At 70.8% G+C, this 24,091-nt stretch carries 23 protein-coding genes; 10 read left to right on the top strand and 13 right to left on the bottom strand.

What is annotated here, in order from left to right; genetic code table 11:
* Positions 1-66 precede the first annotated feature (66 nt).
* Together katG and JOM49_RS18490 are read right to left on the bottom strand one after the other, a co-directional pair.
* Positions 67-2,343, bottom strand: a complete 2,277-nt coding sequence (gene katG, locus JOM49_RS18485) for a catalase/peroxidase HPI (RefSeq protein ID WP_209665530.1) — start codon at positions 2,341-2,343, stop codon at positions 67-69.
* A gap of 22 nt (positions 2,344-2,365) precedes the next feature.
* The gene (locus tag JOM49_RS18490) at positions 2,366-2,794 is read right to left on the bottom strand and encodes a Fur family transcriptional regulator (protein WP_209665532.1); all 429 of its coding nucleotides are present in this window, start codon (positions 2,792-2,794) and stop codon (positions 2,366-2,368) included.
* Positions 2,795-2,909: 115 nt separating this feature from the next.
* Between JOM49_RS18490 and JOM49_RS18495 the strand changes: the two genes are divergently transcribed.
* A complete protein-coding gene (locus JOM49_RS18495; protein WP_308158782.1) occupies positions 2,910-3,596 on the top strand; it encodes an HAD family hydrolase in 687 nt (228 codons plus the stop codon).
* Positions 3,597-3,600: 4 nt separating this feature from the next.
* Here JOM49_RS18495 and JOM49_RS18500 read toward each other — a convergent pair whose 3' ends face one another.
* Complete coding sequence (locus JOM49_RS18500) at positions 3,601-4,791, bottom strand: MFS transporter (protein WP_209665533.1); 1,191 nt, start codon at positions 4,789-4,791, stop codon at positions 3,601-3,603.
* Positions 4,792-4,901: 110 nt separating this feature from the next.
* Between JOM49_RS18500 and JOM49_RS18505 the strand changes: the two genes are divergently transcribed.
* Positions 4,902-5,480 (top strand): TetR/AcrR family transcriptional regulator, encoded by a 579-nt coding sequence (locus JOM49_RS18505; RefSeq protein ID WP_209665535.1) that lies wholly within the window; start codon positions 4,902-4,904, stop codon positions 5,478-5,480.
* Positions 5,481-5,485: 5 nt separating this feature from the next.
* On the opposite strand, the gene JOM49_RS18510 is transcribed toward JOM49_RS18505, so the two are convergent.
* Both JOM49_RS18510 and JOM49_RS18515 read right to left on the bottom strand, forming a co-directional pair.
* Positions 5,486-6,616 carry an aminotransferase class I/II-fold pyridoxal phosphate-dependent enzyme gene (locus JOM49_RS18510; protein ID WP_209665537.1) on the bottom strand — a complete coding sequence of 377 codons (1,131 nt, stop codon included), beginning with the start codon at positions 6,614-6,616 and terminating at the stop codon, positions 5,486-5,488.
* The gene (locus tag JOM49_RS18515) at positions 6,613-7,824 is read right to left on the bottom strand and encodes a M20/M25/M40 family metallo-hydrolase (protein ID WP_209665539.1); all 1,212 of its coding nucleotides are present in this window, start codon (positions 7,822-7,824) and stop codon (positions 6,613-6,615) included. Before JOM49_RS18515 ends, JOM49_RS18510 begins: the two co-directional genes overlap by 4 nt.
* A gap of 66 nt (positions 7,825-7,890) precedes the next feature.
* Here JOM49_RS18515 and JOM49_RS18520 point away from each other — a divergent pair, with 66 nt between their 5' ends.
* Positions 7,891-8,466: a helix-turn-helix domain-containing protein gene (locus JOM49_RS18520; protein ID WP_209665541.1), complete on the top strand. Its 576-nt coding sequence runs from the start codon at positions 7,891-7,893 to the stop codon at positions 8,464-8,466.
* A gap of 10 nt (positions 8,467-8,476) precedes the next feature.
* Here the strand turns inward: JOM49_RS18520 and JOM49_RS18525 are convergent, their stop codons facing one another.
* Positions 8,477-8,806: a DUF6401 family natural product biosynthesis protein gene (locus JOM49_RS18525; protein WP_209665543.1), complete on the bottom strand. Its 330-nt coding sequence runs from the start codon at positions 8,804-8,806 to the stop codon at positions 8,477-8,479.
* Positions 8,807-9,596: 790 nt separating this feature from the next.
* Between JOM49_RS18525 and JOM49_RS18530 the strand changes: the two genes are divergently transcribed.
* The gene (locus tag JOM49_RS18530; protein WP_209665545.1) at positions 9,597-9,920 is read left to right on the top strand and encodes a helix-turn-helix domain-containing protein; all 324 of its coding nucleotides are present in this window, start codon (positions 9,597-9,599) and stop codon (positions 9,918-9,920) included.
* A gap of 198 nt (positions 9,921-10,118) precedes the next feature.
* Here the strand turns inward: JOM49_RS18530 and JOM49_RS18535 are convergent, their stop codons facing one another.
* Positions 10,119-10,256 (bottom strand): hypothetical protein, encoded by a 138-nt coding sequence (locus tag JOM49_RS18535; protein ID WP_209665547.1) that lies wholly within the window; start codon positions 10,254-10,256, stop codon positions 10,119-10,121.
* Between the two features lie 47 nt (positions 10,257-10,303).
* The gene (lanKC, locus tag JOM49_RS18540; protein WP_209665549.1) at positions 10,304-12,832 is read right to left on the bottom strand and encodes a class III lanthionine synthetase LanKC; all 2,529 of its coding nucleotides are present in this window, start codon (positions 12,830-12,832) and stop codon (positions 10,304-10,306) included.
* A 582-nt stretch (positions 12,833-13,414) separates the two neighbouring features.
* On the opposite strand from lanKC, the gene JOM49_RS18545 reads away from it, so the two are divergent.
* A complete protein-coding gene (locus JOM49_RS18545; RefSeq protein ID WP_209665550.1) occupies positions 13,415-13,654 on the top strand; it encodes a hypothetical protein in 240 nt (79 codons plus the stop codon).
* Here JOM49_RS18545 and JOM49_RS18550 read toward each other — a convergent pair.
* The gene (locus JOM49_RS18550) at positions 13,638-14,522 is read right to left on the bottom strand and encodes a LysR family transcriptional regulator (protein ID WP_209665552.1); all 885 of its coding nucleotides are present in this window, start codon (positions 14,520-14,522) and stop codon (positions 13,638-13,640) included. The genes JOM49_RS18545 and JOM49_RS18550 overlap by 17 nt on opposite strands.
* Positions 14,523-14,591: 69 nt before the next feature.
* Here JOM49_RS18550 and JOM49_RS18555 point away from each other — a divergent pair, with 69 nt between their 5' ends.
* Complete coding sequence (locus JOM49_RS18555; RefSeq protein WP_209665553.1) at positions 14,592-15,560, top strand: nitrilase family protein; 969 nt, start codon at positions 14,592-14,594, stop codon at positions 15,558-15,560.
* 22 nt (positions 15,561-15,582) lie between these two features.
* Here JOM49_RS18555 and rph read toward each other — a convergent pair whose 3' ends face one another.
* The 3 genes from rph to JOM49_RS18570 form a co-directional block, all read right to left on the bottom strand.
* Positions 15,583-18,165 carry a rifamycin-inactivating phosphotransferase gene (rph, locus tag JOM49_RS18560; RefSeq protein ID WP_308159063.1) on the bottom strand — a complete coding sequence of 861 codons (2,583 nt, stop codon included), beginning with the start codon at positions 18,163-18,165 and terminating at the stop codon, positions 15,583-15,585.
* A 117-nt stretch (positions 18,166-18,282) separates the two neighbouring features.
* The gene (locus tag JOM49_RS18565; RefSeq protein ID WP_209665554.1) at positions 18,283-18,915 is read right to left on the bottom strand and encodes an HAD family hydrolase; all 633 of its coding nucleotides are present in this window, start codon (positions 18,913-18,915) and stop codon (positions 18,283-18,285) included.
* A gap of 48 nt (positions 18,916-18,963) precedes the next feature.
* Positions 18,964-20,028 (bottom strand): spore photoproduct lyase family protein, encoded by a 1,065-nt coding sequence (locus JOM49_RS18570; protein WP_209665555.1) that lies wholly within the window; start codon positions 20,026-20,028, stop codon positions 18,964-18,966.
* A 103-nt stretch (positions 20,029-20,131) separates the two neighbouring features.
* On the opposite strand from JOM49_RS18570, the gene JOM49_RS18575 reads away from it, so the two are divergent.
* Positions 20,132-21,103: a LysR family transcriptional regulator gene (locus JOM49_RS18575; RefSeq protein WP_209665556.1), complete on the top strand. Its 972-nt coding sequence runs from the start codon at positions 20,132-20,134 to the stop codon at positions 21,101-21,103.
* 72 nt (positions 21,104-21,175) lie between these two features.
* Complete coding sequence (locus JOM49_RS18580; protein WP_209665557.1) at positions 21,176-22,069, top strand: TIGR03619 family F420-dependent LLM class oxidoreductase; 894 nt, start codon at positions 21,176-21,178, stop codon at positions 22,067-22,069.
* Positions 22,070-22,085: 16 nt separating this feature from the next.
* Here the strand turns inward: JOM49_RS18580 and JOM49_RS18585 are convergent, their stop codons facing one another.
* A complete protein-coding gene (locus tag JOM49_RS18585; RefSeq protein ID WP_209665558.1) occupies positions 22,086-22,607 on the bottom strand; it encodes a CGNR zinc finger domain-containing protein in 522 nt (173 codons plus the stop codon).
* 101 nt (positions 22,608-22,708) lie between these two features.
* Here JOM49_RS18585 and JOM49_RS18590 point away from each other — a divergent pair, with 101 nt between their 5' ends.
* Together JOM49_RS18590 and JOM49_RS18595 are read left to right on the top strand one after the other, a co-directional pair.
* The gene (locus tag JOM49_RS18590; protein ID WP_209665559.1) at positions 22,709-23,161 is read left to right on the top strand and encodes a VOC family protein; all 453 of its coding nucleotides are present in this window, start codon (positions 22,709-22,711) and stop codon (positions 23,159-23,161) included.
* Positions 23,162-23,165: 4 nt separating this feature from the next.
* On the top strand, positions 23,166-24,065 hold the full coding sequence (locus JOM49_RS18595) for a pyridoxamine 5'-phosphate oxidase family protein (protein WP_209665560.1): 900 nt from the start codon (positions 23,166-23,168) through the stop codon (positions 24,063-24,065).
* The last annotated feature ends 26 nt before the right edge of the window (positions 24,066-24,091 follow it).

A 24,091-nucleotide genomic window follows, 5' to 3' on the forward strand; every position in this document is an offset into this window, starting at 1 on the left:
ACACCGGCGAGAAAACGGCCCGCCCGGCTCATTCCGAGCCGGGCGGGCCGTTTCATGCGGTGGAGATCAGGCGAGGTCGAAGCGGTCCAGCTCCATGACCTTGGTCCAGGCCTGCACGAAGTCGGCCACGAACTTCTCGCGGGCGTCCTGGCTGGCGTAGACCTCGGCGAGGGCCCGCAGCTGCGAGTTGGAACCGAAGACGAGGTCGACCGCGGTGGCGGTCCACTTCACCTCGTCGGTGGCCACGTTGCGGATCTCGTAGACGTTCTCCTCGGACTCCGACACCTTCCACCGGGTCCCCGGCGAGAGCAGGTTGGTGAAGAAGTCGTTGGACAGCACGCCGGGCCGGTCGGTGAACACGCCGTGCCGGGTGCCGCCGAAGTTGGCCCCGAGCGAGCGCAGGCCGCCGACGAGCACGGTCATCTCGGGCGCGGTCAGGTCGAGCTGGTAGGCGCGGTCGACGAGCAGCACCTCCGGCTGGAGCTTCTCCCCGGCACGCAGGTAGTTGCGGAAGCCGTCGGCACGCGGCTCGAGGACCTTGAACGACTCGACGTCGGTCTGCTCCTGCGAGGCGTCGGTGCGGCCCGGGTGGAACGGCACGGTCGTCTCGAAGCCGGCGTCACGCGCCGCCTTCTCCACGGCGGCCGAACCGGCCAGCACGATCAGGTCGGCCAGCGAGATCTTCGCGCCGCCCGCCTCGTTGAACTCGCGCTGGATGCCCTCGAGGGTCTCCAGGACCTTCGCGAGCTGCTCCGGCTGGTTGACCTCCCAGTTGCGCTGCGGCTCGAGGCGGATCCGGGCACCGTTGGCGCCACCGCGCTTGTCGGTGGACCGGAAGCTCGCGGCCGAGGCCCACGCGGTGCTGATCAGCTGCGAGGTGGTGAGCCCGGAGTCGAGCACCTTCGCCTTGAGGGCGGCGATGTCTTCCTCGCCGACCAGCTCGTGGTCGACCGCGGGCACCGGGTCCTGCCACAGCTGCGGCTCGGCGACCCACGGCCCGAGGAAGCGGCTGACCGGGCCCATGTCACGGTGCAGCAGCTTGTACCACGCCTTGGCGAAGGCCAGCGCGAACTCGTCCGGGTTCTCCAGGAACCGGCGGGAGATCTTCTCGTACGCCGGGTCGACGCGCAGCGCCAGGTCCGTCGTGAGCATGGTCGGCTTGTGCTTCTTCGACGGGTCGTGGGCGTCCGGGATGATCGCCTCGGCGTCCTTGGCGACGTACTGCTTGGCGCCACCGGGGCTCGTGGTGAGCTCCCACTCGTAGCCGAAGAGGATCTCGAAGAACCGGTTGCTCCACTGCGTCGGCACGTCGGTCCACGTCACCTCGAGCCCACTGGTGATCGTGTCACCGCCCTTGCCGGTGCCGTGGGTGCTCAGCCAGCCGAGGCCCTGCGCCTCGATCGGGGCGGCCTCGGGCTCCGCGCCCACGTGGTCGTCGGCGACACCGGCGCCGTGGGTCTTGCCGAAGGTGTGACCGCCGGCGATCAGCGCCACGGTCTCCTCGTCGTTCATCGCCATCCGGCCGAAGGTCTCGCGGATGAAGTGCGCCGCCGCCGCCGGGTCCGCGTTGCCGCGGGGACCCTCGGGGTTGACGTAGATGAGGCCCATCTCGGTCGCGCCGACGTCGGGGACCATCTCGTTGTCGCTGACGTAGCGCTCGTCACCGAGCCAGGCGTCCTCGGGGCCCCAGAAGATCTCCTCGGGCTCCCAGACGTCCTCGCGGCCGAAGCCGAAGCCGAAGGTCTTGAAGCCCATCGACTCCAGCGCCACGTTGCCGGCGAGCACGAGCAGGTCGGCCCACGAGATCTTCTGGCCGTACTTCTCCTTGACCGGCCACAGCAGGCGGCGCGCTTTGTCCAGGTTGGCGTTGTCCGGCCAGCTGTTCAGCGGCGCGAACCGCTGGCCGCCGTCACCGGCGCCACCGCGGCCGTCGCCGATGCGGTAGGTGCCCGCGGCGTGCCAGCTCATCCGGATCATCAGGCCGCCGTAGTGGCCGAAGTCGGCGGGCCACCAGTCCTGCGAGGTGGTGAGCACCTCGGTGATGTCGCGCTTGAGCGCCTCGACGTCCAGCTTCGCGAACTCCTTGGCGTAGCTGAAGTCCTCGCCCAGCGGGTTGCCCTTGGACGAGTGGGCGTGCAGCACCGACAGGTCGAGCTGGTTGGGCCACCAGTCCCGGTTCGAGCGCGGGCGGCCACCGGTCTTCGGGGTGGGCGAGTCGATCGCCGGGTTCTCGCTCTCACTGCCGTGCGAGGTCACCGAGTCGTGGGCGACCGGGCAGCCTTCCGCCGCCTTCTGATCCACACCCTGCGCGCTGGCGGGGGTGTTGTCCTGGGTGGAGCTCATCTACTTCCTTCCGAACTGGCGATCATTGCGTGGTGCGGGCGGCCGCGCAGTCGGGGCAGGTGCCCCAAAAGACGACCTCCGCCTCGTCGATCACGTACCCGTGGTCGTCCGAGCCGGTGAGACAGGGGGCGTGGCCGACGGCGCAGTCGACGTCGGCGATCGCGCCGCAGGAGCGGCACACGACGTGGTGGTGGTTGTCACCCACCCGGGACTCGTAGCGGGCGTTCGCGCCGGCGGGCTGGATGCGGCGCACCAGCCCGGCGTCGGTGAGCGCCCGCAGCACGTCGTAGACCGCCTGGTGCGAGACCGTGGGATGCTGGTCCCGAACCAGGGCGATCATCGTTTCGGTGTCGACGTGCGGGTGGTCGTGCAGTGCGGTCAGCACCGCGAGCCGGGGGCGGGTCACCCGCAACGAGACCGCCCGCAACTGCGCCTCGAAGTCGGTCCTCACGCGACACACCCTAGAACGCTATTCTTGAATCAGTCAAGTTACGGCCCCGGTGGATCACCCGTTGCGGTCACCGGCGATACGGAAAACCGGTGGACCCGGTTCGTACGCTGATCGTGTGATCGAACCGGGCCGGACCCTGATCTTCGACGCCGACGACACGTTGTGGGAGAACAACGTGCTCTTCGAGCGGGCACTGGACGACTTCATCACCTGGGTCGCCCACCCCAGCCTGGCACCGCCGGAGATCCGGCGCAGGTTCGCGGCCATCCAGACCGCGAGCATCCCCACGCACGGCTACGGCGCCCCGATGTTCCAGTACAGCCTCGGCCGGTGCTTCGAGGAGCTCACCGGGCGTCCGGCGGGTGAGGCCGAACACGCCGAGATCGCCGACCTGTGTGCCGCGTTGAGCGGGCACAAGGTCGAACTCATCCCCGGCGTGGCGGCCACCCTCGAAGAACTCCGGCACCGGCATGAGCTGCACCTGCTCACCAAGGGCAGCCCCGAGCCGCAGCAACGCAAGATCGACGCCTCCGGCCTGGCGCCCTTGTTCGACAGTGTGCACATCGTCGCCGAGAAGGACGCGGCCACCTACCGCCGCTTCACCACCGAGCTGGGGATCGTGCCGGAGGACGGCTGGATGATCGGGAACTCGGTGAAGTCCGACATCCTGCCCGCCAGGGAGGTCGGGCTCAACGCCGTCTTCCTCCCGAACGAGCACACCTGGGAACTCGAGCACGCCGAACTGGACGACGAGCACGTGCTGGAGCTGACGGCGTTCCCCGAACTGCTCGCGCACTTCTGACCGGCTACGGCACCTCCTGCGGCACGGGCGGCTTGAGATAGCTGGTGGCCCAGGCGGCCACGATGGTGAGTACCCCGACGGCCAGGCCGGTGAGCACCGCGGCCGAGGCGCTGAACCCGCCGATCGCCACGCCACCGGCGAACGAGCCGAAGGCGATGCCGATGTTGGCCGCGGAAGCGGGCAGCGACTGCGCCAGTGCGCCGCCAGGACCGGCCAGGTCGAGCACGCGGTACTGCAGCGAGGGCACCATGCCGAAGCTGAACACGCCCCACGCCAGCAGCACCAGTGCCACCAGGAAGGCCGTCGAGCCGACGAAGTAGAGCGTGGCCAGTGAAAGCGTGGCTCCGGTGCTCGCCACGACCAGGGTGCGCGCGGCGCCGCGGTCGGCGAACCGGCCGCCGCCGAACGAGCCCACCGCCGTGGCCACGCCGTAGGCCAGCAGGAAGACGCTGACCAGCGGGCCGGAGATCCCGGTGACGCGCTCCAGGAACGGCACGAGGTAGGTCAGTGCCGCGTACAGCGACGCGAACACCAGGAAGTTCAGGAACAACACGGCGAGCACGCGGGGCGCGAAGGCGTACCGCGCCTGGCTGCCCGCCCCGCCACCGGTGGGAGGCACGGAGGGGAGCAGCGCGAGCGTGGCGACCAGCGCGAGTCCACTGAGGACGACGATCGCGGCGAACGACCCGCGCCAGCCCAGCGTCTGGCCGACCAGCGTGCCCAGCGGTACGCCCAGCGCGGCCGACACCGCGATCCCGGAGACGACCACCGAGATCGCCCGGCCCCTGCGTTCCGGCGGGACCACCGAGACGCCCACGGCGAACGCGGCGGCGATGAACAGGCCCTGCACCGCGCCGGCACCCACGCGGGCCACGAGGAACAGGGTGTAGTCGGCGGTCAGCACCGCGACGAGGTTGCCCAGGATGAACAGGGCCAGCGAACCGGCGAGCACCAGCCGCTTGTCCAGTTTGATCGTCAGCGCGGCCAGCGCCGGACCGCCGATGGCCAGGCCCAGCGCGTAGGCGGTGACCAGCGTGCCCGCCGTGGGGATGGAGACGCCGAGGTCGGCGGCGATCAGGTTCAGCACGCCGACCACCAGCAGTTCGGCGCTGCCCAGGACGAACATCCCGGTGAACAGCGTGGCCAGGGCGAGGGTGGTCCTGGCCGGGCTCAGCGCCGCTTGCTGCGTGCTCATGGGCACCTTCTTCAGTCGAGGAGGGGGAGGGATGCGCTAGGCTGTTAGGGAACGATCCCTAACAAACCATAGGGAACGATCCCTAACATCGCAACCAGGAGGGTCACACCGTGCCAAGGACCGCCGCGGCCACCCAGGCCCACGTGCTCGACGTAGCCGGAAAACTGTTCTACTGGAAGGGAATCCGGGCGACCGGCGTGGACAAGGTGGCCGCCGAGGCCAAGGTCGCGCCGACCACGCTGTACCGCCTGTTCAGCTCTAAGGACGACCTGGTCGGCGCCTACGTCGAGCACACCGCCGACGACTTCCGGGAGAGGTTCGAGGAGGTCGTCGAAGCGGCCGGACCGGACCCGCGGGAGCAGATCCTGGCCGTCTTCGACCTGGCCTACGCGAAGGTCGACTCCGAGGAGTTCCGCGGCTGCGCGCTGCAGCTGACGCTGGCCGAGTTCCCGGACCACGAACTGCCCGCCCATCGCAACGCAGTCGCGGCGAAGAGCTGGTTCCGCGAGCGCATCGGCGAGCTGACCGAACGGCTCGAGGTCGACGATCCGGGCGCGCTGGCCGACCACCTCACGCTCGTCTTCGAAGGCGTGAACGCGTCCGGCCTGTCACTCGGCGCGGACGGCCCGGCCCGGCAGTCGCGGAAGCTGGTCGAACTACTGCTGTCGACCGCGACGCCGCGTGCCTGAGGTGTTCAGTCCTGCGCGTGCCGGGCGAGCGCGCCGAGCACCTGGTCGATGGCGGTGGCCGAGTGCGCGGCCGAAACCTGCAACCGCAGCCGTGCCGTGCCGCGCGGCACCATCGGAAACCGCAGGGGAGTGGTGAAAACGCCCTCGTCGAGCAGCGCCGTGCTGACCGCCGCGGCGCGGTCCTCGTCGCCGAGGATGATCGGCACGATCGGGTGATCGCCTTCGTAGGTCGTCAGCCGGAGTCGCGCCACGCCGTCCCGCAACTGCCGCACGCGTGCGCGGAGCACGGCCAACGGTTCGGCGTCGTTCTCCAGGACGTCCAAGGCCGCCAGTGCTCCCGCAACCATGGCCGGCGGCGGGTTGTTGGAGAAGAGGTAGGGGCGCGAGTGCTTCCGCAGGGCCGCGGTGAAGGACGCCGAGCCCGCGACGAAGCCGCCGATGGCGCCCCCGAGCGCCTTGCCCAGCGTCCCGGTGAGCACGTCGACCCGGCCGAGGACTCCTTGCGCCTCACCACTTCCCCGTCCGGTCGCTCCCACGACCCCGGTGCCGTGGGAGTCGTCGACGACCAGGATCGCGCCGAACTCCCCGGCCAGCGCGCACAGGTCGGCGAGCGGCGCCTGATCACCCTCCATACTGAACACGCCGTCGGTGACGATGACCTTGGTGTGTTCGCCCGCAGCTGCGGTGAGGCTGCGCCGCAGCCCGTCGAGGTCGTCGTGGTCGTACAGCACCAACTCGGACAGGGTCCGCCGCTGCGTGCGGATCGCGTCGATGATGCTGGCGTGGTTGAGCCGGTCGGAGAAAACGGCCGTGGCGGAGCCGGTCTGCGCGTCGAGCGCGGCCAGCGTGCCGAACACCGCGGCGTTGGCGCTCCAGCACGAACCGTGCAGGACGGCGTCCTCGCAGCCGACCCACGCGGCCAGGCGGTGTTCCAGTTCGCGGTGCAGGGTGGTGTTGCCGCTGAGCGTGCGGCCCGCCGCGCTGCCGAGGCCCCAGCGGTCCAGCGCCTGGTGCGCGGCGGCCAGGACGCGGGGGTCACCGGAGAGGCCGAGGTAGTCGCAGGACGCCAGGTTCACCAGCGCGCGATCGTCCACCTGCACCCGGCCGGGTCCGGACCGCTGGATCAGCGCGGTCATGCGAGCATCTCCTGCGCGTACCGGGCGTAGACGGCGGCACAGCGGCGCATCGCGGCCTCGTCGATGTACTCGTCGGGACCGTGGGACACGTCCAGGCGGCCCGCGCCATAGGCGAACGCCGGAATCCCGAGCTGCGCGTACCACCGGATCTCCAGCACTCCCGAGCACATCTCGAACCGCGGCGGGGTGCCTTCGACCTCCCCGGCGCAGCGGGCAAGCGTTTGCGCGGCCGGATGCGCCTCGTCGGTGGCCGCGGCGGGCTGGAGCTGGGTCACCTCGGTGGACACGTTCGCGCCCGCGTCCGCCGCGGCGTCGTCGATCAACGCGGTCAGGCGCTTGAGTTCCCCGTCGAGGTCCTCTTCGGGGTTGTACCGGGCGTCCACGGTGAAGTACGCCGAGCCGGGCACCACGTTGAAGTTCGAGCCGCCGCCGAACAGGCCGCCGACCACCAGCATCGTGCCCGGCGCGTCGGCTTCGTTCATCGGGAACGAGGTGTGCCGGGCGGCCATCTCCTCGGCGTAGGCCTCGACCGGCCGGGCCACGTCCATCAGGTGCCGGAACGCGTTGATCCCCCGGTCGGCCTGACCGACGTGGGCCTCGCGGCCCCGCACGTCCACCCGCAGGGAAAGCGCGCCGCGGGCGGCGTGCCAGATGGCGCCACCGCTGGGCTCGGCGGTCACCATGGCCACCGCGTTCGCGTCGATCAGCCCGGCCTCGCGCAGGTGACCCGCGCCCACGACGCTGCCGGTTTCCTCGTCGCACACCAGGTTCAGCACGATCCGGCCGTCGCCGAGCAGGCCGAGGTCCCTGGCGGCCGCGGCACCGTAGAGCATGCTGACGATGCCGCCCTTCATGTCCGCGGCGCCCCGGCCGATGATCCGGCCGTCGCGCCGCTGGGCGGTGAACTGCGCGCGGTCCTGCGCCGGGACCACGTCGAAGTGGCCGTGGAAGTAGAGCAGCCGGTCGCCGGTCCCGGCGGTGCCGCGCACGACGCACGGCTCCTCGAGGTCCCCGGACGGCGGGAGTTCGAGCACCTCGGGAGCCAGGTCCAGCTTCTCCATGGCCTCGCGCACCACCTGGGCGCACCGCCCGAGCGCCCGGCCCGGCGGGTTCTCCGAGTCCACGGCGACGAGCCGGACCAGCAGCTCGGCCATTTCCTCGGCCCGTGGTTCCAGCCACGCGCGCACGGCTGCGGCATGATCGGTCATGTTCGGCCCCCTGGTCCGGTAGTACGCTGGAACATATATGTGACGGCGCGTTCAATGTAGGGAACGATGGATTCTCGGTCAATAGCGGTTCACGCCCAGCGCCTCGCCGAGGTGGTCCGCCGCCAGCGCGAGGCCCGCAACCAGTCGCTTGGGGACCTGGCCAGGAGCACCGGCCTGTCCAAGACCAGCCTCGCGCGGATCGAGGCGGGGGAGGGCAACCCGTCGCTGGAGACGTTGTGGCGCCTCGGGCACGCCATGGGCCTGAGCATCGGGCAGCTCATCGAGCAGCCGGCCCCGGCGCTCTCCCGGGTGCAGCGCGCCCACGAAGGGTCCATTGTGGAGTCTTCGAAGGGCATGCGCGGCAGGCTGCTGGAGACCGATCGCAGCCACCACCGCACCGAGGTCTTCGAACTGGACCTGCCCGAAGGCGCGCGCTTCGAGAGCGATCCGCACGACGCGGGCACCCGGGAGGTCGTCCACTGCGTGCAGGGCACGGTGGCGTGCGGTCCCGCCGAGCAGCTGGTCGAACTGGAGCCGGGGGACACCGCGTACTTCGACGGCACCGTCACCCACGTCTACGCGGCCGGTCCCGGCGGTGGCCGGGCGGTGCTGATCATGAGCTACCCGCCGGACAGCGCCTGAGCCCTGTCGCTCAGGTGATGATGCCTTCGTCGAGGGCGAGCTGGCAGGCGGCGGCGATGCGGATGGTGAACCAGTCCATGCCGGTGCCGTGGACCGGGGTGAGCGGCAGGGCGTCGCCGGGCACGCCGGTGCCCACGTAGTCCAGCGCGTGCCCGAGCACGTGCAGGTAGAGCGTGAGGGCGGCGCGATCCGGCGAGGCGCCCGCCTTGCGCAGTTCGGTGCGGATCTCGTCGCGGTGGTGGTCCAGGACCGCGGAGTGCCACGGATCGGCCCGCATGCCGGCGATGGTGTCGCGGACCGGTCCGGTTACCCAGGTCTCCAGCGGCACCGGCTCGCACATCCCAGCGGTCCTTTCCCGTTCTGTCCCGCGGCTGACCTGTGCTTTCGCTGGCACAGACAACCGGACTCCGGCTGCGGAACAAATCTATGCCGGGGGGAGTAGACATTCGTCGCCGGGTGGGTGTAGTGTTCTGCTCGTACGGAGAGAGACAACGTCAAGTGGCGCGGGAGAGGACGTAACTACCCGCGATATGAGACAGGACGGTCGCGCGAGGCGGAACCCAGGCGGCATCGGGATTCCGGCCGTGACCGGGAGCAGTACCGGGACCACGAAGTGAAGACGGCAGTGCCGGTCCCGGCGCAGTACCAGTAGTGGCAGTACCAGTAGTTGAAGTGCAGTACCAGTAGTGCAGTAGTAGCAGTACAGGCAATTTCGCAGTTCGCAGTATGCAGTGAAGACGGCTGGTCGCCGGGGCTCGCAGCAGGATCAGCGGCTCCGGCGGGCCGGTCAGCGACATCAGGCGTGCTGGGACCGATCTCGGTAAGGGGTTCCGGCTGGTGGTGTCCGCAGCAGTGCACGGTAAGGAAGAAACACAGGATAGAAGGGAAAGGGCGCATCATTGGATCGCCCGCCGCGGCTGTGCAGTAGTGCCGCGCGGGTACCGCAGTCCCATCGGATTGGCAGGTGGTTCTCGGTTACGAATCAGCGATCCCCGTTCGGTCCGGCTCACGGCTGGACTCCGCGGGTGTAATTCTCCGGCCGTCGGGCCGGTTGACAATGGTGAACTCTCAACCCCTGGAACCCCGGGTGCCGTGCCGGCACCCGGGGTTCTTCGTGATGTGGAGGTGGAATGATCCCTGACCAACAGGACCCGGCCGCGGCCGGCAAGTTCGATGACGAGCACTACCCGGCCTACACCATGGGACGGGCCGCCGACATGCTCGGCACCAGCCAGAACTTCCTGCGCAGCCTGGACGAGGCCGGCCTGATCGAGCCTCAGCGCTCCGCCGGCGGGCATCGTCGTTACTCCCGCCACCAGTTGCGCATCGCCGCGCGGGTGCGGGAACTGGTCGACCAGGGCACCGCCGTCGACGCGGCGTGCCGGATCGTTTCTCTCGAGGACCAGTTGCACGAAGCCCAGCGACGCAACTCCGGCGAGCAGGCTTCACACTGAACCCGGTGGGTGTACCGCCGGTCCCGGTGGTACACCCGCGGTGCTCAGCTCCGTTCTTCGTCGGACCCACGCGTCGCACCCCGCCGGTAGTTCCGGGGAGGCGGTGGCTCCCAGCCCTTCTCCACGTTGAAATCTTCGGGAACGGGAACGGGTGCGGGGGCGACCGGTCCGGTCACCCCCGCACCGGGGGCTCCTCGCTCAGTCGTGCCACCAGTGGTCGTCGTCGCCGTCGGCGCAGATGAGGAGGCTGACAGTGCTGTGGAGCGGCATTTCCGCCGCTTCGGTGCGGCGTTGGTGCAGCACCGGGCGGGCCTGCAGGTCGAGAATGGATTCCATGGTGTCCCCTTTCGTGGGCGGTGTACTTCCCGGCCGCGTGGCCGAGTTCAGGGCGTTCCCGCGGGAACCCGGGCGTGCCGGGGCGGGAACGGCAGGGCGGTGACGGGCGCGTCACCGAGTGCGGCGTGCAGGGCCAGCAGGATCCCGGCGCTGCCGGTGGCCAGGTCGGCGGACAGGCGCAGCAGCTGGTGCCCGGGGAAGCAGGTGGTGCCGTCCCTGGTCACCGCGTGCAGGCCGAGGCCGGACAGGTGCCGCGCGAGCGCGGCGTCGGTCCCGCGGCCGGCGGAAGCGAGGGTGAGGATCAAGCCCGCCCGTCCGCGCAACAGTCCGGGATGGACGGTGAAGTCACTCTCACAACCACGCACCAGCTCGGGAAGCCGGGCCACGGCCGGCGCGTCCGGGTGGTGGGTGGCGAGTTCCGCGGCCGCGAGCGCGACCCCCGCGGACCCGGCGGCGAGGTAGGGCAGCAGAGCGCCGGTTTCGGCGTCCTTGACCTGCAGGGCATCACCGGGGACGGGCACGCACCCGGCCAGGTCCCGGCGCAACGCCCGGTCCGCGTGCTCCAGCCAGCTCGGGGCGCCGGTGACTTCGTACAACCGCGCGAACAGCAGCGCCGCCCCCGACCAGCCGTCCTCGAAACCCGCGCTGACCTGGGTGTTCGTCTGGGACAGCAGCGTCACCAGCCGGCGCCCGACGGCCGCCGCGTGCGCGATTCGGGCCTCGTCGTCGTGCTGGGCACCCAGGTGCAGGTGGGTGAGGCCGATCCCGGCCAGTCCGCTGCCGATGCCGGGGCGGTCGTTGTGGTCCTCCCACGGCATCGAGGTTTTGAGGAGGACGGCCGCTTCCTCGTGGTAGCCGAGGTGGTCGAGCACGTAGGCGATGCCGTGGCCGCCGTCGAAGAAGCCGGAGCGATCCGGTGGCGTGCGGCGGATCGCGTCGAGCAACCACGCTTCGTGCCGGGGCTCGCGGCCCGCGCCCGCGACGTCCAGGGCGTAGAGGACTCCGGCGGCTCCATGGGCGAATCCGGTGCCACCGGTCTCGAACTGGTTGATGTCCCCGGGGAACAACCGATCCGTGCGGCCGGGTGTCGCACTCGCCAGGATGCCGTCGACGATCGAGGTGCGCAGGGCAGGCCAGTCCTCGGGGCCCGGGTCGGCGGGCCACGACGCCCTGGTGGATCTGCGGTCGCGGGGTTCCGGCACGCCGAGCACGGCCGAGCCGAAGTGCGAGGGCAGGCCGAAGCGCTGTTCCGCGTACGCCACCCAGTCGGCGAGCTTGGCCGGAGCCACCTCGAGCAGATTGGTCAGCGGCGCGAAGAACCACAAGCGCAGCATCGCCAGCGCGTGCTGGTCGACCTCCGTGCCACGCAGTCCCCGTGGAGCCCGGAACCCGGGCGCCGCCATGAGCTGCCGGGTGGGCTTGAGTGCGTCGGACGCGGTCTCGAAGTCGATCAGCGACAGCGCGCCGGACTCGTCGATCAGGATGTTGCCGGGGTGCAGATCGCCCATGACCACCCCGCGGGCGTGCACCTGCTCGATGAGGTGCGCGACGCGGCGGCTCAGGTCGAGCGCCTGCTCGGTGTAGGCGCGGACGTCGTGCTCCGCGGGGGCGACCCGGGTCAGCGGGTAGTGGGTGCCCAGCCACTGGTTCAGCCGGATCCCCGGCATCTCGGCGAGGGCCAGGAAGTGGTGGTCCCCGGCGACGAAGTGGTCGTGCACCGCCGGGATGCCCGGGATACCCGCCAGCCGCTGGAGCATGTCCCGTTCGTGCAGCAACCGCTCGACGGCGTGCCTGCCCCGCGCGTCGAGACCGGCGTGCGGGCGGGCCTCCTTCAGGATCACCGGGGTGCCGTCCGAGTGGCGGATCGCCCGGTAGACGCCCCCGGCGTTGGAGAAGTGCAGGGCTTCGGTGACCTGGTAGGGCAGCGCGGCCCCGGTGGACCGCCGGGCTTCGAGGTGCGGTTCGAGGAAGGCGGGCAGGCTGATCCACTCGGGGACCTCGAACCAGGGCGTCCGCTGGTCCGGCACCACGACCCCGTCCGGCCGCGTCAGCCCGAGCGTCCGGTCGTCCGCCCACTGCGCGGTGAACGAGCCATAACGCGTGTAGAGCGGACCGGCGCCGTAGCGGAGATCGGAGAGGATGTAGGGCCCCTGGACCCCGGCCAGTTCGGCCGAAAGGTCCTCGAGGACCGCCCGCAGCGACTGCTCGTCGGGCGGGTAGATCGTGAGGAACTTGCCGCTGCTGCTCCTCGGCGCGTATTTGCGATTCGACCAGGACAACACCCGCGCGGATCGCAGGTGCTTGTAGGTCAGCCCGCGTCCGGCGCAGTAGGCATGCGTGGTCCGGAGCACCCGCTCGGCCTCGGCCGGGGTGCTCGAAACGTGCACTTTCCAGCCCTGCGCCGGAAGTACGCCGCAGCTCGGCCGCAGGATGCGCCACGGTCCGCTTGCACCGGACAGCCAGCCGTTGGGAACGGGAGCGGCACCGGCGAAGTTCTCCCGGCCGTCAGCCTGTTCGACTGGCTTGTCGTAGTACGGCGAACCGTCAACGCAGAATTCGAAATAGCGCCATTCCACCGGGCCCTTCCTCCAAATTCGACGTGGGTTTTTCGACGTCGTGGAGCTGAACCATTCCGACCCTAGCAACGGGGATTCGCCCAGTCGATCTAGCTCATTCCTTCAGGTGACGGACGGGTTTCCAAACATTTTGTACGGGTTCCAGAAGTGCCCGGGGTGACGAGGTGGCCGCGACCGCGCGCGGCACCGCGAGCCTCGGCGACCCGGTCGCCACCTACGGCGACGCGGTCCTCAAGCTGAACCCGGACCCGCAACGGGCGCTCGGCCGCGCCCAACCCGGTCTACAATGGACTCCGCGAGCGCCTCGCCGGGACGACGGGCAAGCAGCTCGCCGGTGACCCGGTCGCCGCGGCGCGGGCGTCGCTCAAGATCGTCGAGGCCGACGAGCCACCCCCGCGCGTCCTCTTCGGTCAGGGGTTTCCTCCCGATGATCCAGCAGGCCTGCGCCGACCGGCTCCGGACCTGGGCCGACTGGCAGGGCCTCTCGATCGAGGCGCACGGCGGGCCCGGGGCCTGAAACCGCCGCGAAGCCCGGCAAAAGTACCCACGGCAGCGGGCCGCGGCACGTGCTTGACTGCGCGCATGGTGAAGAAACTGTTTACCAGCGCGGCCCTCGTCGCCACGGCCCTCGCCGTCGCCGCGCCCGCGCACGCCGAGACGACGTACTACCAGCAGCTGGTCACCGGCCCGACCAAGGCCGAGTGCGAAGCGACGGGTTCGCAGCTCGCCCAGCAGAAGCGGGCCGAGGGCTACCTGGTCACCTGGATCGGCTGCGGTTACCAGAACTTCCAGTACTCCGGCCTCGTCAGCTGGTCCGGCTGACCCGCGCGGAGAGGGCCGAATCGGCCAGCAGCGTCAGGAAGTTGGGGACGTGGGCGGTGTGCTGGGCGGGGTGCCAGGCGACGCCGACGTTCCACGCCGCCGCGGGGTCGTCGAGCGGGGTGAGCGTCACGGCGGGCGGGGCCACGCGGGCGGCGGTGGCGGGGATCAGCGCGCAGCCCGCACCCGCGGCCACGAGCGCGAGCACGGTCTGCAGGTCGTGGGTCTCCTGCGCGGTGCCCGGCCGGCAGTCCCAGGCCGCGCACAACCGGTCGATCTGGGCGGCGAGGCCCGGGCCCTTGGCCCTGGCCAGCCGGATGAGCCGCTGCTCGCCGAGCCAGTCGGCGACCTCCGCCGGGATCGGGCCGGGGCTGGCGATCGCCAGGTGGTCACGGCGCAGCACGCGCTGACGCAGCTCGTCGCCCACGGGTAGCCGGACGAAGCCGACATCCAGCTCCCGGCTGCGCAACCGGTCGGCCTGGACCGCCGAGGGCAGGTCCTCCAGGCTGATCCGGACGTCGGGGAAGGACCGCCGGAACCCGGCGATCACGCGGGGCGTGATATCCAGTGTGGACAGTCCAAAGCCGACCGACAGCCGGCCGGACGCACCGCGGGCCAGCCGCCGGGCCCGGCGGGTGAACTCGTCGGCCGTCTCCACCAGTTCGCGGGCCTGGGGCAGCAGCTGGGCGCCGAACTCGGTGAGCGCCGCGCCGTTGCGGCCCCGGCTGAACAACGTGCCGCCGCCGAGTTCGCGTTCCAGCGCCTGGATCTGCTTGGACAACGCGGGCTGGGTGATCGACAGGTGCTGCGCCGCCGCGCCGAAGCCGTGGTGGTCGGCGACCGCGACGAAGGCACGCAGGCGGGGATTCATTCCAGGAGGTTATGACATCCGCCCGATGATTCATTGGACACCGGGATGCACGCGGGGTGTGCTGGACGGGTGACAACCGTGGTCAAGGTCGCGGCGGTGCAGTTCGAGCACCGCGCCGACGACAAGCAGTACAACCTGGAGCGGGTTGCGCACTTCGCGAGCGAGGCCGCCGCGGCGGGCGCCCGGCTCGTGGTGTGCCCGGAGATGTGCCTGGTCGGCTACTGGCACCTGCGCCGGCACCGTCCGGAGGCGCTGCACGCGCTGGCCGAACCGGTGGACGGGCCGTCGGTGAGCGCGGTGCGTTCGCTGGCGACGCGGCTCGGCATCGGGGTCGGCGCCGGGTTCCTGGAGAGCGACGGCGGCCGGTTGTTCAACTCCTACGCCGTGTGCCTGCCCGACGGGACGGTGCACGTCCACCGCAAGCTGCACGCGTTCGAGCACGAGGCGATCAGCAGCGGCGACCGCTTCACCGTGTTCGACACCCCGTGGGGCGTGCGGATCGCGATCCTGATCTGCTGGGACAACAACCTCGTCGAGAACGTCCGTGCCTGCGCGCTGGACGGCGCGACGGTGCTCATCGCCCCGCACCAGACCGGCGGGACCGCCTCCCGCAGCCCGCACGGCATGCGCCCGATCCCGTTGACCCGCTGGGAAAACCGGCACACCGACCCCGCCGCTGTCGAGCGCGAGTTCCGCGGTCCCAACGGCCGCGAATGGCTGATGCGCTGGCTCCCCGCGCGAGCCCACGACAACGGGCTGTTCCTGGTGTTCAGCAACGGCGTCGGCCGCGACGACGACGAGGTGCGCACCGGCAACGCCATGGTGCTCGACCCCTACGGCCGCATCCTCGCCGAAACGTGGGCGGCCGGGGACCGGCTGGTGCTCGCCGACCTGGACCTCGGGCTGGTCCCGCTGTCCACCGGGCGGCGCTGGCTGGCCGGACGCCGCCCGGAACTGTACGGCAGCCTGACCCGCCACCGGGGCGACGAGCGGGACCCGCGTACGGCCCGCTTCGCCACGGAACCAGTCGACATCTGACCGGTTCCGTGACGCCGCCGGTTCAGTCGAGCAGTTCGACGTACCCGTTGGTCCCGTCGACCCGGATCCGCTGCCCGTCGCGGATCAGCGAGGTGGCCTGCTCGACGCCCACGACGGCGGGCAGGCCGTACTCCCTGGCGATCACCGCGCCGTGCGTCATCAGGCCGCCGACCTCGGTCACCAGCCCTGAGATCGCCACGAACAGCGGCGTCCAGCTGGGGTCGGTGTAGGCGGTGACCAGGATGTCGCCCGCCTCGAGCTCGGCCCGCGCCATGTCCACCACGACCCGGGCCCGGCCTTCGATGGTGCCCGCCGAGACCGGCAGTCCGGCCAGCGCGCCGGGTGGGACGTCGTCGCGCCGGTACTCACCGGTGATGGCCTCGCCGTCCGAGGTGAGGACGCGGGGCGGGGTGAGCGTCTCGTAGGTCTGGAACGCCTCACGCCGCTCCCGGATGAGCTCGTGGTCCACCTGGTTGGTGCGCACGACCTCGTGGAACTCCTGGAGCCGCAGGAAGAACAGGTCCTCCCGGGTGCGCAGGGTACCGGCCCGGACGAGCCGATCGGCCTCCTGCAGCAACGCCTGCTTGTAGACGAAGTAGCGGCTGACCATGCCGTACTTGGGGTATTCGCGATAGCCGGCGAAGGTGCGGACGCGGTCGATCATCCGCTTGGTCTCGTCGGCCTTGGCCTCGCCACCGGGCAGGGCGCGCAACCGCGTCAGCACCTCCTGCTCCTTCCGCCGCGCTTCCTGGAGGCCCTGGTCGAAACGCCGCTTCCCGGCGCCAGGCTCGAAGTTCCTGATGTTGCCGAGGATCGTCGGCACGAGCATGGCGGGCCGCTCGCTCCAGCGCGGCCTGGTGATGTCGATCTCGCCGGCGCAGCGCATGCCGTACTCGTCGAGGTAATCCTGGATGGCGTCGCGGGCCGCTCGTCCGCCGGGCAGTCCGGCGAGTTCGTCCAGGAAGCCCTCGTCGTCGGCCACCTGCTGCAGGAAGGCCACGACCTCGGCGTGCGGCCGGATCGCGTCGGCGACGTCGAGGAGCGCGAGCCCCATCTCCGAGGTGACGTTGTGGGGCACGGACTGCGTGAGCGCGTCGGCCGCGTTTTTCTCGCCGAGCCATTCCTCGAGGTGTTCGTTGAGCCACCAGGTGGTCTCCATCGACGCCATGATCGCCTGGTGGCTCCGCCGGTCGAACAGGATCCGCCGCAGCTCCTGGAAGTCGGCCATGATGAAGTCGAGCAGCGCCGGCCCGGACAGGTCGTGGATCTCGCGCCGCAGGGCGGCCACGGACTCCCGGTTCTGCGCGATCAACTCGGTGACGACGGCGGGATCGGTCTCGAGGGGAGCGGGCGCTTCACCGGCGGCCGGGGGTGCTTCCTCGTCCGGGCGTGAGGGGATGAAGTCGCCGCGGTCGAGCACGGTCTGCAGGGCGTCGCGGATCAACGGATCGGACCGGCCCGCGTTGCCCATGATGCCCTTGCGGCCCGCGGGCGTCGCCAAAGCCGGGGCGACGTCGACGAACAACCGCCCGCCCGCCTCGTGCATCGGCCGCGGGGTCGTCAGCTGCCACACGGAAAGCCCCAGCGGCTTCATCGCGTCGGTCATCATCTGCTGGTGGCCGACGGAGATGTAGACGTGGTTGTCCTCGTCGCCGGTCTCGGGGACGGGGAACAGGGTGGTGATCGGGCGGCTCTGGACGATGTGGAACTCGTCGCCGGCCAGGCACCACTCGATGTCCTGCGGCCTGCCGAAGTACGCCTCGATCCGCCGTCCCAGCCGCACCAGGCGCAGGACCTGGGCCTCGGTCAGCGCCGCCCGCGCCTGCCGCTCCGGCTCGACGGGCGTCTCGTGGGTGCCGCCCTCCGGCAACGGGAGGATGGCCCGCGCCTTGGTGCCGATGGTCGTGGTCACGACCTGGTCGTCGCGCACCGTGTGGACGTCCGCGTTCACCAGGCCGGAGACCAGCGCCTCGCCGAGCCCCCACCCGGACTCCACCGTGGCGACCTTCCTGTTCGACGTCACCGGGTCCGCGGTGAACAGGATCCCGGCCACGTCGGGGAACACCATCCGCTGCACCACCACGGCCATCCGGACGTCCCGGTGGTCGAACCCGTTGTGCAGCCGGTAGGTGACCGCGCGCTCGGTGAACAGCGAGGCCCAGCACCGCCGGACGTGACGCAGGACCGCTTCCGGGCCTGCGATGTTCAAATAGGAATCCTGCTGACCGGCGAAGGACGCGGTCGGCAGGTCCTCGGCCGTCGCGCTGGACCGCACCGCGCAGGCGGTCCCGTCCCCGAGCCGGGCCAGCGATCCGGTGATCGCCGCTTCCAGGTCCCCGGGCAGCTCCACACCTTCGATGAGGTCGCGGACCTGGGCGCTCAGCGTGCGGATCGCCGCGCGGTCCTCGGGCTCCACCTGGGACAGCCGGTCGAGCTGCTCGTCGATCGACGGTGCCGCGGCCACGATCTCCCGGTAGGCCTCCGTGGTCACGCAGAAGCCGTCGGGTACGGAGACGCCGTCGATCCGGGACAGCTCACCGAGGTGCACCCCTTTCCCGCCGACCTCCGGGCCGTTCGTCCGGTCGATCTGCCCGAAACCCATCACATAGGCCAATTCCGTCGCTCCATCTTTCGTCGAGGTCGTCACCGCGACGGGCAGTATGGAACAAAACCAGGAGCCTCATGAGGGACGCGATTCTGCGATAAACTGAAAGGGCAGGGCTCAGTACGCGCGACGCTCGCCCGTCGAACGAGCCACGTCCAGCGCGTCGAACCAAGGCCCGGGACCTCGATAACGGACGGTCTCGACTCCCGCTGCACGCCCGGCAGTGAGGTCGGCGTCCGTGCTGCCGACGAACAGGCAGTGCTCCACCGGTACGAGGCACTCCCGCAGCGCGGCGATGATCAGGCCCGCCGCCGGAGGCAGATTCTCCAGGTCCGGACCGGCGCGCCCGGCGATGCGCTGCACATGTCTGTCCAAGCCGTGCATCACCAGGATCGTGCGGACCGCCTCGACGGCCAGAGCACTGACCACGGTGAGGCGCGTGCCCGCGGTGGCCAGCTTGGCGAAGGCCTCCTCGACCCCGGGAGTGATCCGCGCGGCGGCGGCCAGTTCGGTTTCGAGGCGGCACAACTGCGCGTAGACCGCGCGCTCGGTGCCGGGCCCGATCGTCGCCGCGTGCGCGAGGACGGCGAACGGGTCTTCGGTGCGTGCGACCTTGCGCGGCAGCCGCCCGTCAGCCACCAGCACCCGCAACCGCGCGGCGATCGTGTTCCGGCCGGGCAGCTCGGCGACCGGCCCGTCGAGCGCGATCACTACGTGGTCACGGCTGGTGAGCAGATCCTCCGCGGTCATCCCTCCACCGTGCCGGAACCCGCCGGGCAGTGCCACCGCCGCGAGTGGTCAGAAGGCGTAACGAACCCGCAGGTACGGGGCGTGCTGGGTGATCAGGTTCAGCAGCTCGTCCAGCAGGCCGCGTTTGAGCCCGTGCCGGTACCGCACGTTGACGCCGCCGCCTTCGCTGCGCTTCACCTCCTGCAGCCCGGGCCGCCACAGGAGTTCTTCGGCGCGCGGGTGCCAGCGCAGGTTGACCTCGTGCAACTGCTGGTTGTGGGTGAGCATGATGACCTCCGCGGCCAGCTGCTCGCGCGTGGCGGGCGAAGCCGCGTCGCCCAGGGCTTCGAGTAGTTCGCGCCAGTCGTCCAGCCAGCCGTCGTGGACGACGACCGGGCTGAGGTTGACGTGCACTTCGTACCCGGCGGCGCGGAAGTCGTCCAGTGCGGCGAGGCGTTCGGCGATCGGGCTGGTGCGGATGTCGAGGAGCTTCGCGGTGCGTTCGGGCATCAGCGAGAACCGCACGCGGGTGCGGCCCCGCGGGTCCCAGTCGAGCAGGTCGCGGTTGACGTGCTTGGTGGCGAACGAGGCCTTGGCGGTGGGCAGGCCGCGGAACAGCTCCACCAGGTCACGCACGTTGTCGCTGACCAGGGCGTCCACGGAGCAGTCGGAGTTCTCCCCGATGTCGTAGACCCACGCTTCGTCGTCGATCTGGCCCGGCTCGGTCATCGGCCCCTGCCGCGCGACGTGCCGGGACAGGTAGCCGGTGATCTGCTCGATGTTCGCGAAGACGGTGATCGGGTTCGAGTAGCCCTTGCGCCGCGGGACGTAGCAGTACGCGCAGGCCATCGCGCACCCGTTGGCCGTGGACGGGGCGATGAAGTGGGCCGAGCGCCCGTTGGGCCGGGCGCTGAGCGACTTCTTCACCCCGAGCACCAGTGCCTCGCTCTTGATCCGCACCCAGCGCCGGGCGTTGGCCTCGTCGCCGTGCAGCTCGGGGATGCGCCAGTGGCTGTCGACCTCGACCCGGTCCGCGTCGGGGAACCGGGCGAGCACCTCGCGCCCGCGTGGCAGCTCGGCGGCGGCGGGCTCCACGTAGATGCGGGTGGGCGAGAGCAACGGCTGGGTGGTCACCCCTCCAGTGTCCGAACGGGACCGACAAAACGCACTCCCGAGTGGCGCACAACCACTTTCTGGTGAGCCACAACGCCCGGTTGGGGGTGCTTAAGGTGGGCCGATGGACACCGAGGCAGTGCGCTCCTTCGTCTTGGCGGCCGAGTTCGGGCAGTTGCAGCACGCGGCCGACGAGCTGGGCGTGACCCAGCAGGCGGTCTCGAAGCGGATCGCCGCGCTGGAGCGCGAGCTGGAGGCCCGCCTGTTCACCCGGACCGCCCGCGGGGTCGACCTGACGCACGACGGCCAGGCGTTCCTGCCACACGCCAGGAGCATCGTCGCGGGCGTCGATCGCGCCGCCGCCGCGCTCCGGCCGGGCGCGCGGCCCCTGCGGATCGACGTGCTCGGCCTGCGAAGCGCCCAAGCCGTGGTGCTCCACGACTACTGGCGGTCCCATCCCGAGATCGAACTCGACGTGGTCACCCTCCGGGTCAATGATCCCCGCGTGGCGGCCGCCGCCGTCCAGACGGGCGAGGTCGACGCCACGTTCAGGTCGGTCCTCGATCCGGCCACGCTGCCGCGGGACGTGCGGATGGTCCACGCCTTCGACTCCCCGCTCGAGCTGCTCGTCGGCCCGCGGCACCCGCTCGCCGCCGCATCCAGCTTGACCCCGGCAGAACTGCGCAAACAACGGATTTGGGTGCCGGGCATCGCGCGTGAGAGCGAATGGGCGGACTTCTACGACCAGCTCGCCACCACCTTCGACCTCCGCATCGACGCGGCAGGCCCGAACTTCGGCAACGAGGTGCTCTTCGAAACCCTCGCCGACTCCGCCGACGTCGCCACCCTCATCGGTGCCCGCGACCGCTACCTCTGGCCCGCGCACCACGACCTGCGCCGCATCCCCATCCTGAACCCGGCACTGGCCTACCCGCTGTCCCTGATGTACCTCGGCACGAACCCGCACCCGGCGCTCCGGGACTTCCTCTCGCACCTCGCGACCCTGGCGCCCGCACCCGCCCCCTCCTGGCACCCCACCTGGGCCACGACCCCCAGCCACTCGGGTCGGAAACAGCCCGCCACCTGGGATACTTGAACGCGCAACTAAATGCGCGTAGTAGTGGCGGTGAGGCCGGTCACGGTCCACTCGCTCTGCAGAGGAGTCTTCATGCGCTTGGGTTTCAGTCTTCCGGTGTTCGGCAAGGCGGCGGCCACGCCGGGCGGGATCGCGCGGTACGCGCGGGCCGCCGAGCAGGCGGGCGCGGCCAGTCTCTGGGTCGGCGACCGGCTGTTGTCGCCGGTGGAGCCGGAGGTGTCCTACCCCGGTTACGACACCATGCCCGAGGAGTTCTGGACCGCGCAGGATCCGTTCGTGGCGCTGGCCGTCGCGGCGGCGGTGACCGAGACCGCGATCCTCGGGTCCAGCACCATCAACGCCTCCCAGTACCAGCCCGTCAACTTCGCGCGGCAGCTGACCAGCATCGACGTGGCCAGCAACGGCCGCCTCCTGCCCGGGCTCGGCATCGGCTGGTCGCCTGACGAGTACGCGGCCGTCGGCATCCCGATGGCCGAGCGCGGCAAGCGGCTCGACGACCTGCTCGACCTGCTCGACGCCTGGTGGACCCAGGACGTGGTGTCGCACGAAGGCATCGGCTACACGGTCCCGCGCACCCACGTCGACCTCAAGCCGGTGCGCAAGCCGCCGGTGCACCTGGCCGGGTTCGGCGAGCGCGCGCAGCGCCGGGTCGCCGAGCGGGCCGACGGCTGGCTGCCCGTCTGGGCGGTGCCCGAGCAGTTCCCCGCGGACGTGCTCACCGGCGGCCTGGCCAAGATCCGCGCCGGTGCCGAGAAAGCCGGGCGGGACCCGCAGGCGCTGAGCGTGGCGCTGCGCGTGAACGCCGCCCCCGGCACCAAGCCGGAGCTGATCGCCGAGTCGCTGGCGAAGATCGCCCCGGTCCTCGAGCCGGACCACACCTTCGTGGACCTCACCTACCTCACCGGCAGCGTGGAGGAACACCTCGACCTCACCGGCCGCCTGCTCGAACTGACCGCCCGCGGCTGATGCTCGGGCACTGTGTCTAGCCGCGGTTGCGGGAGTAGTGCCGCGCCGCTTTCGCGCGGTTCCCGCAGAGCGCCATCGAACACCAGGCGCGTTTGCCGTTCTTCGAGATGTCGAAGAAGTGGAGCACGCACTGCGGATTGGCGCAGCGCCTGATCCGGGCCGGCTCCTGCTTCAGCAGCTCCAGGTAGTTGCGGGCAGCGAGCCAGCCCGGCAGCCACGCGGTGTCGGGCACCTCGGCCGACTCCCGCGGCTGCGTTCCGGCCACCGACAACTTCAGCCGCCCGCGGGCGAGGACGTCGTTCAGCGGACCCAAGTCGGGCTCGGCGGCGCGGGCGGCGGCCAGCGCGGCTCGCGCGTCGCGGGTGGCTTCGAGCGTGGCTTCATCGGCCGGAACACGCAGTCCGGCGCTGTCCAGCCAGATCTTCAGCCCGGCCACGTCGGTGAGCAGGTCCTCCAGCTCGCCGGTGGTGTCCCACCACGTGTTGAGCAGGTCGAGCGCCAGCGGCTCGCCGACCAGCGGGCGCGGGTCCGTCGTCATCGCACTTTCCTTCTAACCGGCTAACCAACGATCACTGGTTGACTATCCTAGTCCTAACCGGCTAAGTTGACATCAACGGTTAGACGACCTCGGAGGTTCCCGTGACGATCACCGCCCTGCAAACCGGCCACATCGGCCTGAACGTGACCGACCTCGGCCGCTCACGGGGCTTCTACCAACAGGTCTTCGACTTCGAGGTGCTCGGCGAAGGCAAGGAACCCGGGCGCGAGTTCGCCTTCCTCGGCCGCGACGGCAAGCTGCTGGTGACGCTGTGGCAGCAGAGCGAAGGCCGGTTCGCCACCGGGCAGCCCGGCTTGCACCACCTGTCCTTCCAGGTCGAATCGATCGACGAGGTGCGGGAAGCCGAGCGGGTGCTGCGCGAGTTGTCGGTGACGTTCCACCACGAGGGCGTCGTGCCGCACGGCGAGGGTGCGGACTCCGGCGGCATCTTCTTCACCGACCCCGACGGCATCCGGCTGGAGATCTACGCGCCCAGTGGCGCCGGTGCCGCCGAAGCGCCGACGACCGGCGCGCCGACCTGCGGCTTCTTCTGAGCCGATGGCCGACTACCACCACGGGGAACTCGCGGTGCAGGATCGCGCCGGGCTGGCGGCCGCCGCCGAACACGCCCGCCCGGCCATCCGCGCCACCATGCCCGAAGTCGCGAAGACCTTCCTCGCCGCGCAGCCGGTGCTCTACCTCGGCGCGAGCGACGGCGACCGGCTCTGGGGCACGATGCTCACCGGGCCGCCCGGATTCGTGCAGGCCACCGGGGACGGGACCGTGCGCATCGCCGCCCGGCCCACCCCGGCGGATCCGCTCGCGGCGGCGCTCGACGGCGTCGCCGAGGTCGGCATGATCGCCGTCGAACCGGGCAGGCGCCGCCGGATGCGGGTCAACGGCCGCAGCCGCCCGGTCGGCGACCACCTGGAGATCGAGGTCGAGCAGGTGATCTCCAACTGTCCCAAGTACATCCAGCAGCGGACACCGCTCCCGGCCGAGGGGCCGGCCGTGCGCCCGTCGGCCGGCCGCGGCGGTGAACTCGGCGCGGCGCAGATCGACCGGATCCACGCGGCTGACACATTCTTCGTCGCCACGGCCGGGATCGACGGCGCCGCGGACATGTCCCACCGGGGCGGGAACCCGGGATTCGTCGAAGTGACCGGCCCCACCAGGCTGAGCTGGCCGGACTACCTGGGCAACGCGATGTTCCTGACCCTGGGCAACCTCGAGGAGCAGCCCGCCGCCGGACTGCTCTTTCCCGACTACACCACCGGTTCCACCCTGCACCTGAGCGGAACCGCTCGAGTGGACTGGTCGCCGGACCGCGCCGCCCGGTACCCCGGAGCCCAGCGCGTCGTCGACTTCGCCGTCACCGACGTGGTCGAAATCCAGGGGGCGACCACCTGGCGCTGGACCGCCCCGGCCTACTCCCGCTTCAACCCGGTCATCGCCTGACGGGCCCGCCGGTTCGCCCGTCGATG

This window comes from Amycolatopsis magusensis (assembly GCF_017875555.1).
Classification (GTDB): domain Bacteria; phylum Actinomycetota; class Actinomycetes; order Mycobacteriales; family Pseudonocardiaceae; genus Amycolatopsis; species Amycolatopsis magusensis.

What these genes read in the sequence shown, in the direction of transcription:
- JOM49_RS18585 (WP_209665558.1), bottom strand. Translation starts at nt 22,607, where the DNA reads ATGACGACGGACCCGCGCCCGCTGGTCGGCGAGCCGCTGGCGCTCGAC.
- JOM49_RS18565 (WP_209665554.1), bottom strand. Translation starts at nt 18,915, where the DNA reads ATGACCGCGGAGGATCTGCTCACCAGCCGTGACCACGTAGTGATCGCG.
- katG (WP_209665530.1), bottom strand. Translation starts at nt 2,343, where the DNA reads ATGAGCTCCACCCAGGACAACACCCCCGCCAGCGCGCAGGGTGTGGAT.
- JOM49_RS18575 (WP_209665556.1), top strand. Translation starts at nt 20,132, where the DNA reads ATGGACACCGAGGCAGTGCGCTCCTTCGTCTTGGCGGCCGAGTTCGGG.
- JOM49_RS18530 (WP_209665545.1), top strand. Translation starts at nt 9,597, where the DNA reads ATGATCCCTGACCAACAGGACCCGGCCGCGGCCGGCAAGTTCGATGAC.
- JOM49_RS18535 (WP_209665547.1), bottom strand. Translation starts at nt 10,256, where the DNA reads ATGGAATCCATTCTCGACCTGCAGGCCCGCCCGGTGCTGCACCAACGC.
- JOM49_RS18580 (WP_209665557.1), top strand. Translation starts at nt 21,176, where the DNA reads ATGCGCTTGGGTTTCAGTCTTCCGGTGTTCGGCAAGGCGGCGGCCACG.
- JOM49_RS18550 (WP_209665552.1), bottom strand. Translation starts at nt 14,522, where the DNA reads ATGAATCCCCGCCTGCGTGCCTTCGTCGCGGTCGCCGACCACCACGGC.
- JOM49_RS18500 (WP_209665533.1), bottom strand. Translation starts at nt 4,791, where the DNA reads ATGAGCACGCAGCAAGCGGCGCTGAGCCCGGCCAGGACCACCCTCGCC.
- JOM49_RS18520 (WP_209665541.1), top strand. Translation starts at nt 7,891, where the DNA reads ATGGATTCTCGGTCAATAGCGGTTCACGCCCAGCGCCTCGCCGAGGTG.
- JOM49_RS18510 (WP_209665537.1), bottom strand. Translation starts at nt 6,616, where the DNA reads ATGACCGCGCTGATCCAGCGGTCCGGACCCGGCCGGGTGCAGGTGGAC.
- JOM49_RS18545 (WP_209665550.1), top strand. Translation starts at nt 13,415, where the DNA reads ATGGTGAAGAAACTGTTTACCAGCGCGGCCCTCGTCGCCACGGCCCTC.
- JOM49_RS18515 (WP_209665539.1), bottom strand. Translation starts at nt 7,824, where the DNA reads ATGACCGATCATGCCGCAGCCGTGCGCGCGTGGCTGGAACCACGGGCC.
- JOM49_RS18595 (WP_209665560.1), top strand. Translation starts at nt 23,166, where the DNA reads ATGGCCGACTACCACCACGGGGAACTCGCGGTGCAGGATCGCGCCGGG.
- JOM49_RS18525 (WP_209665543.1), bottom strand. Translation starts at nt 8,806, where the DNA reads ATGTGCGAGCCGGTGCCGCTGGAGACCTGGGTAACCGGACCGGTCCGC.